This window comes from Streptomyces sp. NPDC002809 (genome assembly GCF_040295435.1).
Classification (GTDB): Bacteria; Actinomycetota; Actinomycetes; order Streptomycetales; family Streptomycetaceae; genus Streptomyces.
The window spans coordinates 14,192-27,689 of record NZ_JBEOVJ010000021.1; the positions used below are offsets into that span (position 1 = coordinate 14,192).

Here is a 13,498-nt window from a genome sequence, read left to right on the forward strand (position 1 = left end):
CTTGTGGAGGAGGGAAGTCTCAGGAGGTGGTGCGGCCGCGGCGGGCCAGCAGGCGTACGGCTCCGTCGCCGATCAGCTGGATCACGGTCACGATGACGATCAGGAGCGCGACGGTGATGAGCATGAACTGGTTGTCGAAGCGCTGGAATCCGTAGGTGACGGCCTTGGAGCCGAGCCCTTCGCCGCCGACCGCTCCGGCCATCGCGGAGTAGCCGATGAGCACGATGACGGTGGTGGTGACGCCGGAGACGAGGGACGGCAGGGCCTGCGGCAGCAGGACCTTGCGGACGATCGTGGGGATGGAGCCGCCCATGGACTGAACGGCTTCGACGAGCCCGTGGTCGACCTCGCGCACGGCCGTCTCGACGAGCCGGGCGAAGAACGGGATGGCGCCCACGGCGAGCGGCACGATCATCGCGGTCGGCCCGATGAAGGTGCCGACGACCCAGGTGGTGAAGGGGATCAGGGCGATCAGCAGGATGATGAACGGCAGCGAGCGGCCGATGTTCACGATCACACCGATGACCTTGTTCACCGGGGTGTTCTGCAGCAGTCCGCCCTTGTCGGTGAGGACGAGCAGAACGCCGAGCGGCAGTCCGACCAGAACGGTGACGGCCGCGGACCACAGGACCATGTAGAGGGTGTCGACGGTGCCCTGCGTGAGCAGCGGCTGCATTTCGGACCAGGTCACTTCGCCACCTCCTTGGTGAGCGGTGCGGGGATGACGACGGGTTCGGCCTCGACGACCTCGGCCTGCAGGCCCTGCTCGCGCAGGAACCCGATCGGGACGACGTTCTCCTCGAACCGGCCGGGCAGCTCGATGCGCATCCGGCCGATCTGCTTGCCGCCGACGGTGTCCATCGCGGCACCCAGGATCGAGATGTCGATGTTGTACGTACGGGAGAGCTGGGAGATAACCGGCCGGCCGGCCGCGTCACCGTGGAAGGTGACGTCGACGACCGTGCGGTCGGGGCCGGAGGCGGTGCCCCCGACGGGGAACAGCTCGTGGGCCAGTTCGGAGCCGGGGGTGGCGAGCAGGTCGCCGACGGTTCCGGACTCGACGATGCGCCCCTTCTGCATCAGCGCGGCGGAGTCGCAGATCGTCTTGACGACGTCCATCTCGTGCGTGATGAGCAGGACGGTGAGACCGAGCTGCTGGTTGAGGTCGCGCAGCAGTTGGAGGATGGAGCGGGTGGTCTCGGGGTCCAGGGCCGAGGTCGCTTCGTCGGAGAGCAGCACCTTGGGGTCGCCGGCGAGTGCGCGGGCGATACCGACGCGCTGCTTCTGGCCGCCGGAGAGCTGCCCCGGATAGGCCTTGGCCTTGTCGGCGAGGCCGACCAGGTCGAGGAGTTCGAGCGCCTTGCGGGACCGTTCGCGGCCGGTGACCCCGAGGATCTCCAGTGGGAGCTCCACGTTGCCCTGGACCGTGCGGGAGGCCAGCAGGTTGAAGTGCTGGAAGACCATGCCGATGCGGCTGCGTGCCTCGCGCAGTTCCTTGCCGGCCCGGCGACCGCGGCCCGCGAGAGCGGTGAGGTCCTGGCCTGCCACGGTCACGGTGCCGGAGGTGGGGCGCTCCAGCAGGTTGACGCAGCGGATGAGGGAGGATTTACCGGCGCCGCTCTGCCCGATGACGCCGTACACCTCGCCCTCACGGACGTGCAGGTCGACGCCGTCCAGGGCGGTGACCTCACGGTCGCGCGACTGGTAGACCTTCGTGAGGCCCGTAGTGGTGATCACAGGGTTTCCGTCACTGTCGAGTGCGCGGCGCGGTGTCCGCCGGGCACGGGGCATTCGTCCGGTGAGACTGTCCGGACGTTTCGATCGGACGTTCCGAGCGGGGGTTCCCGGCACGGCCGGTACGCGGCGATGGCCGCGGGGCAGCGTGCAGGGAGGCGCGTTCCGCTGGGTGCGGACGGCTCGGGCTCGGTCTCGCTTCGGGGCGCGAGGCTCAGGCGTGGGCCCTCAGAAGGCGCGCATTCGACACATACAACGAGCACCGGGCGTCGTGATCGCCTCGGTCGCAAGGGTGCGGCTGCTCGTCGTGGTCATGCGCCAAGTAAAACAGACGTGAGGTTCCCGCCGGACCGACTGTCCGGATAGCGGACAGCCGTGGATGGCGCGGGGCCCGGAACCGACGGATCGTGGAGAGCTCCGGCCATACCGTCGTGACCTGCATCGATGCGAGGGGCGAGCCTTCCACCAGTCCGCCCTTCACCGGCCGGGGACGCATACGTGTGTGGCCAAGGCCACGATCGCCGGCCCGCGCGGCCCGGTCACGGGCCCTCGTTCCCACCGGCGGCCACGTGCGGGCACGGGGGCGCACGCAGCGGCCCCCGCGGCCCGTAATACCCTCGGCTCATGCTTGACGCCCTGACGATCGCGGTCGGCGTGGCCGCACTGGCCCTCGCCGCCTGGTGCGGATTCGCCGCCTCCCGGGACCAGCCGACCAAGGACTGGCACTTCATCGGAATGGCCGTGGTCTCGCTGCTGGCGCTGGCCCAGCTGGTGGTGGGGATCGTGCAGATGGCCCGCGGCGAGCGGCCGGAGCAGGGCATGACCATCTTCATCGCGTATCTGATCGGGGCGTTCCTCGCCGTACCGGCGGCCGGTTTCCTGTCGCTGAGCGAGCGGACCCGGTGGGGTTCGGTGACGGTGGCGGCGGGCGCGGTCGTGCTGGCCGTTCTCGAAGTACGGCTCTACGACATCTGGGGAAACTGACCGTGACCGACACCGATCGCACCCCCGCAGCGACCGACGCCGAGAAGCAGCCCTTCGACCTGGGCACCGGTCCGGGGCGGGTACTGGTCTGGTTCTACGGCGTGTTCACCGTGGCGGCGGCGTCCCGCGCGATCGTCGAGATGATCCTGCACTTCGGGAAGGCCCCCCTGGCCTATGTGCTGTCGGCCTCCGCCGCGGCCGTCTACGGCTTCATCACCTACTCGCTGGTGCGCGGGGGCGAGAGGGCGCGCCGGACGGCGCTGGTGTGCTGCGCCGCCGAGCTCGCCGGGGTGCTGATCGTGGGTACGTGGACGCTGATCGAGCCCTCGGCATTCCCGGACGCCACGGTCTGGTCGTCCTTCGGCCGGGACTACCTGTTCATCCCGGTGATCCTTCCGGTCACCGGGATGATGTGGCTGCGCCGCTCGCGGGCGGGCGAGAGGCCCTGAGGACCGTTTCGCGATTCCCGGCGGGACGGCCCTCAGGCACTCGTCACCTGAGCGGGACGGTCCTCAGGCACTCGCCACGTAGGCGGTCGCCGAGGCCTCCTTCTCCAGGAGGATCATCCGGACGCCGTCCTGACCGGTGGCGTTGCCGACAGGGGCGTAGCCCGCGCGCCGGTAGAGCCGCAGATTGCTTTCGCTCCGGTGCCCGGTGTGCAGCCGGAAGCGAGTGGCCGACCGCTGGTCGGTGAGTCCTGCCTCCGCCGCGCCCAGCAGGCGGGCGCCGAGCCCGTGCCCCTGGAGCCGGGGGTGGACGCAGAGCCTCCCGATCTGTCCGGTGCCGTCCTGGTCCGCGGCGCCGCGTACCGAACCGACGACTTCCTCGCCGAGCCGCGCCACGAACACCAGGTTCGTGGCGATTTCGGCGCGTACCGAGTCGAGGGTCTGGACGAGGGGGTCGATCCGGTAGTTCCCGTACAACTCCGCCTCGCTCTGAAAACAGAGGTACTGGAGTTTCAAGACCTGCTCGGCGTCCTGTGCCTTCGCCGCCGAGATGATCACGCTCATGCCCATCTGCGCATGCCTCTCGCTCACCTGATCCGCCGGTTGTCTACCGCTCCTTTCCCCGCAGTTCAGGAGCTACAACCTCCGCCGCGAGCATTCTGCGCAGACATCCAAGGCATCGGGAACGCATCGGGCCCAAACTCCCCTGTGACATACCCAACTCCCCTGCGATTTCCCGGTAGGTGGGATCGCCCGGGGCGAGGAGCGCGCGCAGTAAGCGAGCGCAGGAGTCCGACAGCCGGTCCACGGCGGCGTGCAGCACCCGGCGTTGGTCGGCGCCGAGGGCGGCCCGCTCCGGGCAGCCGGAGAGGTCGGCTGCGGCCTCGTCGCGGTAGGGCCGCTCACGCCGGGCGGTGCGGCGGGCCCGGCGGGCCTCCGCCCTGACGGTGTCCCGCACCCACCGGGCGGGGTCCGCGGGCAGCCCCTGGTCCACCAGCCGCTCCAGCAGCCGTAGCCAGACGGTCTGTTCGAGATCGGCGGGGTCGACCGCCGCACCGGTGGCGGATGCCGCGGCCTCCGCCGTCGCCTCGGCTCTGACCAGTGGACGGAGCGTGCGGACGACGGCGGTCGCGCCCGGGACGGGCAGGGCCTGAGGAAGATCGATAAGCGTCACGTCCCCACCCGACCCGCTGTGCCGGCCGGCGGTTGCCGAACCTGCCGGGACCACCCGACCGGGGCACGCCCCGGTCGGGTGCTGACGCCGCTACTCGCCGGCGAAGTCCGCCGCCGCGAGCAGCGCCGTGTCCGGGTTGTCGGAGAAGATCCCGTCGATTCCCGTGGCGAAGTACGCCGCGAAGGCGCCGAAGGCGTCGCCGTAGGCGTTGGGGTCCGTGCCCCGGCGGAAGTCTGCGGGCAGGAAGGTGTTCTCGTTGCGCATCGTGTACGGGTGCAGGATCAGGCCCTGCGCGTGCGCGTCCCGCACCAGCGTGGTGGGCGTGGTGAGCCGGCCCGAGCCGTCCTTGGGGATGACCAGGTCCAGGGTGGGACCGATGCCCTGGGCGAAGGACGCCATCCACTGCAGGCCGGCGGGCTTCACCAGGTCGTCGGTGGTGCGCGGGTCGCCGGATGCGACGAAGTCCCAGGGCTTGGACCCCGCGCCCGAGAGCAGCACGACGCGCGGGGTGGCGACGAGCTTCGACAGCCGCTGGATGCTGCCGGGTTCGAAGGACTGGAGGATGAGCGTCGACTGCGCGCGGTGCCGGTTGTAGCGGCGCAGCAGCTTGGCCAGCGGCTCCTCCAGGCCGAGGCCCAGGCCGCGGAAGTAGGTGGGGTGCTTGGTCTCGACGTACAGCCAGACGGGCTTTCCGCGCTTGCGGCCCTCACGGTCGGCCCAGCGCAGGACCTCTTCGAAGGTGGGGACCTCCCAGCGGCCGTCGTACAGCGTGTTCTTCTGGCGGTTGCCGGGGATGCGCTCCTTGGCCCGCAGTGTCTTCAGCTCGGCGAGGGTGAAGTCCTCCGTGAACCAGCCGGTCAGAGCGATGCCGTCGACCGTCTTCGTCGTCCGGCGGCTCGCGAACTCGGGGTGGGCGGAGACATCGGTGGTGGCGGTGATGTCGTTCTCGTGGCGGCATACGAGATGGCCGTCCCTGGTCGGCACCAGGTCCTGCTCGATGATGTGCGCGCCCATGTCGAGAGCCAGCTGGTAGGAGCCGAGCGTGTGCTCGGGACGGTAGCCGCTGGTACCGCGGTGGCCGATGACGGTCGGCACCGGCAGGTCGAGGCGGTGGCCGCCATGCCCGGCGGACGCGCCCTCGGACTTCCCTGCCGCCTGCGCCGTTCCGGTGACACCGAGGGCCGCGGTGCCGAGTACTGCGGCGCCCACGCCCATGACGGTCCGTCGTCCGGGACCGGCCTGCGCACGCTCTGTCATGAATACTCCTCGCATATGATGTCCGGCACCTGTCGGGCGAGGACCGAGCGTAGGCAGCGGTGCGGTCCGGACGGCGCCATCTGGACGAACATGGCGCAAACACACGTCAACACTGCGTATCCGCTGAGTGAACCCGATGTGCGATCAGCGAGTACCCGCGAGTATCGTCCTCACCTGCATGGACCCTCTCCATTCGTCGCCTCGGCCGGCCCGGCCACTACACCGGAGGAACCGTTGTCCCGACTCGCACTCATCAAGGCAGTGCTCGGACCGATCCTGCGTCTGCTGTTCCGCCCCCAGGTGGAAGGCGCCCAGAACATTCCGGGGACCGGGCCGGTGATTCTCGCGGGCAACCATCTGACGTTCATCGACTCGATGATCATGCCGATCTGCTGCGACCGGCCGGTGTTCTACATCGGCAAGGACGAGTACGTGACCGGCAAGGGTCTCAAGGGCCGTCTGATGGCCTGGTTCTTCACCGGCAGCGGCATGATCCCGGTGGACCGGGACGGCGGCCGGGGCGGTGTCGCGGCGCTGATGACGGGCCGCCGGGTGCTGGAGGAGGGCAAGGCCTTCGCGATCTACCCGGAGGGCACCCGCTCCCCCGACGGCCGCCTCTACCGGGGCCGTACGGGCATCGCGCGGCTGACGCTGATGACGGGTGCCCCGGTGGTGCCGTTCGCGATGATCGGTACGGACAAGCTGCAGCCGGGCGGTGCCGGACTGCCGCGGCCCGGCAAGGTCACGGTCCGCTTCGGTGAGGCGATGGAGTTCTCGCGCTACGAGGGCATGGACCGCGACCGCTATGTGCTGCGGGCGGTGACGGACTCCGTGATGGCCGAGGTGATGCGGCTGTCCGGCCAGGAGTACGTCGACATGTATGCGACGAAGGCCAAGGCCGCCTGAGCCTGGGCGCGACGGCACGGAACGACGAGAAGGGCCCGTACCCCGGTTGGCGGTACGGGCCCTTCCGCATGCCCGCATCAGTCGTGCACGATGCCTTCCTCCAGCTCCTGGCCGCGCAGCAGGAACCAGGCGGCGACCGCCGTCGCCATCAGCACGACCGCGCCGATGGCCGAGGCGGCCCCCAGCCCGTCGACAAAGGCGTCCTGGGCGGCGGAGACCAGGGTCGTCGCCTCCGGTTCGGGCAGCGCCTCGGCCGCCTCGACCGCGCCGCCCAGGGACTCGTGGGCGGCCGCCGCGATGTCGGGCGGAGTTCCGGCGGGGGCGTTGAAGCCCTGGTACACCCCGGTGACGATGGAGCCGAGCAGGGCGATGCCGAGGGCGGCTCCCAGCTCGTACGCCGTCTCCGAGACCGCGGAGGCGGAGCCGGCGTGCTCCTTCGGAACGCTGGAGAGGATCACGTCGGAGGTGACCGTGAAGGCGAAGCCCGCCCCCACGCCGACGACCAGCAGGAGCGCGCCGATCAGCGGATAGGCGGTGTCCTTGTGGACGGCGGAAACCGCGGCCAGCGACAGGCCGATGCCGGCGAGGCCGCCGGTCACCACGACGCGTACGGAGTAGCGGCGGGCGGTGGTCCCCGCCAGCAGACCCGCCGTGACCGCGCCGACCGCCGCGGGAAGTTCGGCGAGCCCGGCCTCCAGCGGTCCGCGTCCCTGGACCAGTTGCAGGAACTGGGAGAGGAAGAAGACCAGGCCGGAGAGGCCGAGGATGGTCAGCAGGTCGGCGAGCACCGCGCCGGAGAATCCCCGGTGGTGGAAGAGCCGCATGTCGAGCAGCGGGGCGGGGAGCCGGAACTGCCGGCGTACGAACCAGACGAGCAACGCCAGTCCGCCGAGGCCCGAGAGGGCGACCTCCCAGCTTCCGCCGTGCGCGGCGAGCTCCTTGATGGCGTAGACGACCCCGATCATGCCGACCAGCGAGAGCACCACGCTCAGCAGGTCCCACGGTCCGGGAGCAGGATTCTTGGACTCGGGGATCATCTTGATCCCGACCACGACGAGTACCGCCATGACCGGCACGTTGATCAGGAAGACCGAGCCCCACCAGAAGTGCTCCAGGAGGAATCCGCCGACGACGGGCCCGACCGCCGCACCGGCCGAGGCCATCGCTCCCCAGATGCCGATGGCCAGACTCCGCTCGCGGGCGTCGTGGAAGAGGTTGCGGATCAGGGCGAGGGTGGACGGCATCAGGGTGGCGCCCGCCACGCCCAGCAGGGCCCGCGCCAGGATCATCATCTCGGGCGTGTGCGCGTACGCGTTGAGCACCGAGACCGCGCCGAAGGCGGTGGCACCGCACAGCAGCAGCTTCTTGCGGCCGATGCGGTCGCCGAGACTGCCCATCGAGACCAGGAGCCCGGCGATGACGAAGGAGTAGACGTCGCCGATCCAGAGCAGCTGGGTGCCGGTCGGTTCGAGGTCCTCGCTGAGGAACGGGGTCGCGAGGCCCAGCACGGTGGCGTCGATGGCCACCAGCAGCACCGCGAGCACGAGCACGGACAGCGCGATCCACCGCCCGGGGCGGTACAGCTCGGGCGCGGGCTCCGGGTGCTGTTCGACGCTGCTCATTGCTCCACGCTCCGGCGTGCGCCGCCGAGCAGCAACTCGACGATCATGTACGGGAAGTCCTGTCCGGCCACCCGGCCCGCCTGAACGGCCCACGCGGCGCTGCTGATGAGCCCGTAGAGCGCTTCGGTGAGCCAGGCCGGCGTCAGGTCGATGCGGATCTCGCCGCGCTCCTGGCCGCGCCGGAAGAACGCGGCCACCCGGGCGTCCAGCCGGTCCCAGCCGTCGTTCTGCTCATCACCCTCGAAGAGCTGATTCTCGGTCACGAGGAAGGAGAGCAGCCCGGCGCTCGGCTCGATCGCGGCGACGAAACGGCGCAGTGCCTCGTCCGACGTCCCCTCGTCCAGCACCGCGGCGTCGAGGGCTGCTCCGAACTCCTGGATCCCCAGCTCCTCCAACGCCCTGACCAGGGCGTCCCGTCCGGCGAAGTGCCGGTGCAGGGTGGCCCGACCGATGCCGGCGGCTTTGGCGACCTCGTCCATGGTGGCCGTCGATTTTCGGGTCAGCAGGGCGGCGGCGCTGCGCAGCACCTGCTCACGATCAAGAGTCATGAGACGACACTAACCCATTTGAGACATCAATGTCTCACCGGAAATCGGCTCGCGCCGCGCGTCGGGAGCGGAGGAGCATGTCGGCATGAAGCCGCTGCTGCTGATCGACATCGACGGCCCGCTCAATCCGTACGCAGCACTCTCCCGACGCCGCACGCCGGAGGGATACACCAGGCACCTCATGCGGCCGACAGGGTGGACCGCCGGCCCGGCGCTGCCCGTTCTGCTCGACCCCCGGCACGGCGAGGAACTGCTCGCGCTGGCCGGCCGCTACGAGCTGATCTGGGCGACCACCTGGAAGGACGAGGCCAACGAGTGGATCGGGCCGCATCTCGGGCTGCCCCCTCTCCCCTACATCGACTGGCCGGACATGCACGGTGCCGCACCGGCCGGGACGTACTGGAAGACGCAGTACGTCGTGGAGTACGCGGCCGGGCGGCCGTTCGCGTGGGTCGACGACGAGATCACCGAGCGGGACCGGGCATGGGTCGGGGAACACGGGACGGGCGCGGAGAGCCTGCTGCTGCAGATCGATCCGCGGGTCGGGCTGGAGCGGCCCGACTTCGACGCGCTGGCCGCGTGGGCGGACGGACGGGGCAGCGGCTGACCCCTGCCCCCGCCGGTTCCGCTCATCCGTCGAGGAGGATCAGGTCGAGCCCGGGCAACTGCCCGGGCTCGTTGATCACGAAAAGCTCGACGACCTTTCCGCGCTCGATCGTGAACCGCACGACCGAGAAGTGCTGCCCCTCCCCCGTCGAGACGACGGCCGGAGCACCGTCGACCGGTGCGAACTGTGCCGACCGGGCGAACGGGGCGAACATGAGCGCCTGCCGGGCCACGTTCGCGGCACCGCGTACACGAAGGCCAGGCGCTCGGCCGGGTCCAGTGTTTCGAGCACGACGAGCAGCGCGAGGCCCACCGAGTCCGCGATCAGCGCCTGCTGCTCCGGGTCGGCGCCGGGCTGCGGGCCGAGGACCCGGCCGGGCCCGTTCGGGTCCGGCGCACCGGTCTCCAGGGGTTCCTCGCGGCGGGAGCGGCGCGAGCGCAGGATGTCCAGGCAGACCCGGCCGACCACGGTGGTCAGCCAGCCGCCCAGGTTGCCGATCGCCACGCTGTCGGAGCGGCCGAGGCGGATCCAGGCCTCCTGGACGGCGTCCTCCGCCTCGCTGTCGGAGCCGAGCATCCGGTGGGCCACCGCCTTGAGACGGTCCCTGTTCTCCTCGAAGCGTGCCGCCAGGAACTCGTTGCCGTCCACAGCCGTCCTCCTGCGTCGTGTGCCGTCACCACCCTGACGTACGGGAACGGTCGGCTGTGACAGGAGTGCGGGAAGGGATCAGCTCCACGGGAGCGACGCGCGGTGCCGCCAGTACGCCTCCGGCTCCTCCACCAGCGCGTCCAGCCCGGCCCTGCGCTCCTCGTCGAGGCCGAGGACGGCCGCGTGGAGGTTGCCGGCGAGCTGGCCGACGGTCGCCGCACCGGAGAGCACCACCCCGGCCCAGGGCTGGTGCAGCACCAGCGCCAGTGCGACCGCGTCGCTGCCCAGCCCCTCCTCGGCGCCGATCTCCCGCATCACGGCGGGAGCCTCCGTACCCGCGAGCCGGCCGTTGGCCATGGCTTCCTTGACGATGACGGTGAGCCCCGCTGCATGGGCCTCGGCGAGCGCCGGCCCGGCCGAGGTCTCCAGCGCGTTGTACGTGGCCTGGACCGTACGGAAGAGGGGTTCACCGTCCACCGTGACGGTGAGGGCGGCCCGGATCGCGTCGGCCTGGGCCGGTCCGCTGGTGGAGAGGCCGACACTGACCCCGCCGGCGGCGAGCTCGGCGAGCCGGGCGTGGAGTTCCTTGTCGGTGAGGGCCGGGCTGTCGGGGGTCACCGAGTGGATCTGGTAGAGGTCGAGCCGGTCACCCAGCAGGGCGCCGGTCTCGGCGCGCTGCCGGTCGAACGTGGCGAGGGTGTGGTCCTTGACCTCGTGGGCCTCGGCGTCGACGCTCCAGTCGGCGGTGTAGGTGTATCCCCACTTGCTCCCGACGACGACGTCGCGGACCTCCGGCCGGGCGGTCAGCCAGTCGGCGAGGAACTCCTCGGAGCGGCCGTAGGAGCGGGCGACGTCGAAATAGCGGACGCCCTGCGCGTAGGCCGCGTCGAGCAGCTCGTGCGTACGGGCGCGCAGCGCGTCGACGGTGCGCTCGTCGGGCAGGTCGCGATCGCGGTGGAGGTTGATGTAGCCGGGCCTGCCGACCGCTGCCAGGCCCAGCCCGATGTGGGCGGTCGGGGTGGTCGCTGTGGTCAGTCGGGCGAACGGCATCGCGGGCTCCTCGTCGGTGGGCAGGAATCTCGACTACCCCCAACGTAGCCCGCGATGCCCGTCCGGCTACTTGCGGGCCGCCGCCCAGGCGTGCTGCGTCGCCAGGTCCGCCTTGACCTCGGTCAGCTGGACTGCGACCGCGGACGGCGCCGTGCCACCGCGTCCGTTGCGGGAGGCGAGCGCACCCGCCACGTCGAGGACCGTACGGACCTCGGGGGTGAGGTGCTCGGAGATCTTCGCGAACTGCTCGTCGGTCAGTTCGTCGAGCTCGATGCCGTGGCTCTCGCACTCCTTGACGCACTCGCCGGCGACCTCGTGGGCGACGCGGAACGGCACGCCCTTCCTGACCAGCCACTCGGCGATGTCGGTGGCGAGCGAGAAGCCGGCCGGGGCCAGCTCCTCCATGCGCTCACGGTTGACGGTGAGGGTGGCCATCATCCCGGTGAAGGCGGGAAGCAGGACTTCGAGCTGGTCGCAGGAGTCGAAGACCGGCTCCTTGTCCTCCTGGAGGTCGCGGTTGTACGCGAGCGGCAGGGCCTTGAGCGTGGCCATGAGGCCGGTCAGATTGCCGATGAGCCGGCCCGACTTGCCCCGCGCCAGTTCGGCGATGTCGGGGTTCTTCTTCTGCGGCATGATCGAGGAGCCGGTCGAGAAGGCGTCATGGAGGGTGACGAAGGAGAACTCCTTCGTGTTCCAGATGATGATCTCCTCGGCGATCCGGGAGAGATTGACGCCGATCATCGCGGTGATGAACGCGAACTCGGCGACGAAGTCCCGCGAGGCCGTGCCGTCGATGGAGTTGCCCACCGAGCCGCGCTCGAAGCCGAGGTCGGCGGCGACCGCCTCGGGGTCGAGCCCGAGCGAGGAGCCGGCGAGTGCGCCGGAGCCGTACGGGGAGACCGCGGTCCGCTCGTCCCACTGCCGCAGCCGCTCCGCGTCCCGGGACAGGGACTGCACATGGGCCAGGACGTGGTGGGCGAAGAGCACCGGCTGGGCGTGCTGGAGGTGCGTACGGCCGGGCATGGCCACGTCCGCGTGCGCCTCGGCCAGGCCGACGAGGGCTTCCTGGAGCTCGGCGATCAGACCGCCGATGATGCGGGCGTGGTCGCGCAGGTACATCCGGAAGAGCGTGGCGATCTGGTCGTTGCGGGACCGCCCGGCACGGAGCTTGCCGCCGAGGTCGGGACCGAGCCGCTCCAGCAGCCCGCGCTCCAGGGCGGTGTGGACGTCCTCGTCGGCGATGGTGCCGGTGAAGGAGCCGTCGGCGACGTCGGCCTCCAGCTGGTCGAGCCCCGCGGTCATCCGCTTCAGCTCGTCCTCGGTGAGCAGGCCCGCCTTGTTGAGGACGCGCGCGTGGGCACGGGAGCCGGCGATGTCGTACGGCGCGAGCCGCCAGTCGAAGTGGACGGACGCGGACAGCCTGGCCAGCGCCTCGGCCGGACCGTCCGCGAAGCGGGCGCCCCAGAGACGTACGTCGCCGTTGCCGTTGCCGTTGCTCACTGCGTGCTCCTAGGAAGAACCAGGGGGTTGGATGTGCGACCGCTTCCCCGTGCGAGTGCAGCACACTCGGTCACGGATGCCTGCTCACGGCGCGATCCACGGTGCAGCCACTGCCGCAATCACTAACAAGCATAACTATGCGGCCCTCTGTATGTTTTGTCAAAGCTGCGCAGGACGGCCCTTGCGCGGACCCGCCGCCGCTGCCGGTCCGGCGCGGGCAGGATCCCCCGGGTACGGCCGTCCGAGCGGAAGGTGCCCGGTGCGGGTGACGGCGCGGCAGCCTCTCCGGACGGCCGGGCACCTCCGTCCCACCGGCCGAAACTCCCCCGCACCCCGGGCGCCCGAGCGGATAATCCGACCCATGGGAAAGACGTATGAACGCATTGACGGAAGGCTGCGCACCTTTATCGAGGCGCAGCCCATCTTCTTCACCGCAACCTCCCCGCTGGACGCCGACGGCACGGTGAACCTCTCGCCCAAGGGCGTCAGCGGATCGTTCGCCGTCCTCGACGAACAGACCGTGGCCTATCTCGACTTCGCCGGGAGCAACGCCGAGACGGTCGCCCACCTCCGCGAGAACGGGCGCATCACGCTGATGTGGTGCGCCTTCCAGGGGCCACCGAACATCGTGCGGATCCACGGCCGCGGTGAGCCGGTCTTCCGCGACGACCTCCGGTTCCCGGAACTGCTCGGACGGTTCGACGGGGTCGACCCCTCCCTGCACGGGCTGCGGGCGATCATCGTGGTGACGGCCGAACTGATCCGGGACACCTGCGGATACGGCGTCCCCTTCATGTCGTACGACGAGGACCGCTCGCTGCACGGGCAGCGCTTCGCACGGGAGGACGACGCCTCGCTCAGCGCCTACTTCGAGAAGAAGGAGCACATCGCCACCAGCATGGACGGGCTGCCGGGGCTGCCGCTCCCGCTGCCGGTCATGCCGCCCTCGCCGTGACGCCGCTGCCCCTCGGCTGTGCGGACGTGAGCCGACTGGGCCGTACGGAGCAGGTGCGCAGGTGACC

15 protein-coding genes are annotated in these 13,498 nt (G+C 70.5%); 5 read left to right on the forward strand and 10 right to left on the reverse strand.

What is annotated here, in order from left to right; genetic code table 11:
* Nucleotides 1-19: 19 nt before the first annotated feature.
* The gene (locus tag ABT025_RS15410) at nucleotides 20-691 is read right to left on the reverse strand and encodes a methionine ABC transporter permease (RefSeq protein ID WP_350994075.1); all 672 of its coding nucleotides are present in this window, start codon (nucleotides 689-691) and stop codon (nucleotides 20-22) included.
* Nucleotides 688-1,737, reverse strand: a complete 1,050-nt coding sequence (locus ABT025_RS15415; protein ID WP_350994077.1) for a methionine ABC transporter ATP-binding protein — start codon at nucleotides 1,735-1,737, stop codon at nucleotides 688-690. The genes ABT025_RS15410 and ABT025_RS15415 overlap by 4 nt, the downstream gene beginning before the upstream one ends.
* A gap of 621 nt (nucleotides 1,738-2,358) precedes the next feature.
* Here ABT025_RS15415 and ABT025_RS15420 point away from each other — a divergent pair.
* Both ABT025_RS15420 and ABT025_RS15425 read left to right on the forward strand, forming a co-directional pair.
* A complete protein-coding gene (locus ABT025_RS15420; protein WP_350994079.1) occupies nucleotides 2,359-2,718 on the forward strand; it encodes a hypothetical protein in 360 nt (119 codons plus the stop codon).
* Nucleotides 2,719-2,720: 2 nt separating this feature from the next.
* A complete protein-coding gene (locus ABT025_RS15425) occupies nucleotides 2,721-3,167 on the forward strand; it encodes a hypothetical protein (RefSeq protein WP_350994081.1) in 447 nt (148 codons plus the stop codon).
* Between the two features lie 63 nt (nucleotides 3,168-3,230).
* Here ABT025_RS15425 and ABT025_RS15430 read toward each other — a convergent pair whose 3' ends face one another.
* The 3 genes from ABT025_RS15430 to ABT025_RS15440 form a co-directional block, all read right to left on the reverse strand.
* Nucleotides 3,231-3,734: a GNAT family N-acetyltransferase gene (locus tag ABT025_RS15430; protein ID WP_350994197.1), complete on the reverse strand. Its 504-nt coding sequence runs from the start codon at nucleotides 3,732-3,734 to the stop codon at nucleotides 3,231-3,233.
* 37 nt (nucleotides 3,735-3,771) lie between these two features.
* Nucleotides 3,772-4,338, reverse strand: coding sequence for a sigma-70 family RNA polymerase sigma factor (locus tag ABT025_RS15435; protein WP_502971951.1), 567 nt, complete (start codon nucleotides 4,336-4,338; stop codon nucleotides 3,772-3,774).
* 90 nt (nucleotides 4,339-4,428) lie between these two features.
* Complete coding sequence (locus ABT025_RS15440; protein ID WP_350994083.1) at nucleotides 4,429-5,595, reverse strand: glycerophosphodiester phosphodiesterase; 1,167 nt, start codon at nucleotides 5,593-5,595, stop codon at nucleotides 4,429-4,431.
* 234 nt (nucleotides 5,596-5,829) lie between these two features.
* On the opposite strand from ABT025_RS15440, the gene ABT025_RS15445 reads away from it, so the two are divergent.
* Entirely contained in the window at nucleotides 5,830-6,501 is a 672-nt protein-coding gene (locus ABT025_RS15445; protein ID WP_350994084.1) for a lysophospholipid acyltransferase family protein, read from the forward strand.
* Between the two features lie 77 nt (nucleotides 6,502-6,578).
* Here the strand turns inward: ABT025_RS15445 and ABT025_RS15450 are convergent, their stop codons facing one another.
* Together ABT025_RS15450 and ABT025_RS15455 are read right to left on the reverse strand one after the other, a co-directional pair.
* Nucleotides 6,579-8,123, reverse strand: coding sequence for an MFS transporter (locus ABT025_RS15450; RefSeq protein WP_350994086.1), 1,545 nt, complete (start codon nucleotides 8,121-8,123; stop codon nucleotides 6,579-6,581).
* Nucleotides 8,120-8,671, reverse strand: coding sequence for a TetR/AcrR family transcriptional regulator (locus ABT025_RS15455; protein ID WP_350994088.1), 552 nt, complete (start codon nucleotides 8,669-8,671; stop codon nucleotides 8,120-8,122). The genes ABT025_RS15450 and ABT025_RS15455 overlap by 4 nt, the downstream gene beginning before the upstream one ends.
* 85 nt (nucleotides 8,672-8,756) lie before the next feature.
* Here ABT025_RS15455 and ABT025_RS15460 point away from each other — a divergent pair, with 85 nt between their 5' ends.
* A complete protein-coding gene (locus ABT025_RS15460) occupies nucleotides 8,757-9,278 on the forward strand; it encodes an HAD domain-containing protein (RefSeq protein WP_350994090.1) in 522 nt (173 codons plus the stop codon).
* Nucleotides 9,279-9,353: 75 nt separating this feature from the next.
* Here ABT025_RS15460 and ABT025_RS15465 read toward each other — a convergent pair whose 3' ends face one another.
* The 3 genes from ABT025_RS15465 to argH form a co-directional block, all read right to left on the reverse strand.
* Nucleotides 9,354-9,926: a sigma factor gene (locus ABT025_RS15465; protein WP_502971952.1), complete on the reverse strand. Its 573-nt coding sequence runs from the start codon at nucleotides 9,924-9,926 to the stop codon at nucleotides 9,354-9,356.
* A gap of 78 nt (nucleotides 9,927-10,004) precedes the next feature.
* Nucleotides 10,005-10,976: an aldo/keto reductase gene (locus tag ABT025_RS15470; protein WP_350994092.1), complete on the reverse strand. Its 972-nt coding sequence runs from the start codon at nucleotides 10,974-10,976 to the stop codon at nucleotides 10,005-10,007.
* 66 nt (nucleotides 10,977-11,042) lie between these two features.
* Nucleotides 11,043-12,476 (reverse strand): argininosuccinate lyase, encoded by a 1,434-nt coding sequence (gene argH / locus ABT025_RS15475; protein WP_350994094.1) that lies wholly within the window; start codon nucleotides 12,474-12,476, stop codon nucleotides 11,043-11,045.
* 361 nt (nucleotides 12,477-12,837) lie between these two features.
* Between argH and ABT025_RS15480 the strand changes: the two genes are divergently transcribed.
* Nucleotides 12,838-13,431: a pyridoxamine 5'-phosphate oxidase family protein gene (locus tag ABT025_RS15480; RefSeq protein WP_350994096.1), complete on the forward strand. Its 594-nt coding sequence runs from the start codon at nucleotides 12,838-12,840 to the stop codon at nucleotides 13,429-13,431.
* Nucleotides 13,432-13,498: the final 67 nt, after the last annotated feature.

Bases quoted from the DNA above. Each gene is read 5' to 3' on its own strand.
- ABT025_RS15440 (WP_350994083.1), bottom strand. From the start codon at position 5,595: ATGACAGAGCGTGCGCAGGCCGGTCCCGGACGACGGACCGTCATGGGC.
- ABT025_RS15460 (WP_350994090.1), top strand. From the start codon at position 8,757: ATGAAGCCGCTGCTGCTGATCGACATCGACGGCCCGCTCAATCCGTAC.
- ABT025_RS15450 (WP_350994086.1), bottom strand. From the start codon at position 8,123: ATGAGCAGCGTCGAACAGCACCCGGAGCCCGCGCCCGAGCTGTACCGC.
- ABT025_RS15455 (WP_350994088.1), bottom strand. From the start codon at position 8,671: ATGACTCTTGATCGTGAGCAGGTGCTGCGCAGCGCCGCCGCCCTGCTG.
- ABT025_RS15420 (WP_350994079.1), top strand. From the start codon at position 2,359: ATGCTTGACGCCCTGACGATCGCGGTCGGCGTGGCCGCACTGGCCCTC.
- ABT025_RS15430 (WP_350994197.1), bottom strand. From the start codon at position 3,734: ATGGGCATGAGCGTGATCATCTCGGCGGCGAAGGCACAGGACGCCGAG.
- ABT025_RS15480 (WP_350994096.1), top strand. From the start codon at position 12,838: ATGGGAAAGACGTATGAACGCATTGACGGAAGGCTGCGCACCTTTATC.
- ABT025_RS15470 (WP_350994092.1), bottom strand. From the start codon at position 10,976: ATGCCGTTCGCCCGACTGACCACAGCGACCACCCCGACCGCCCACATC.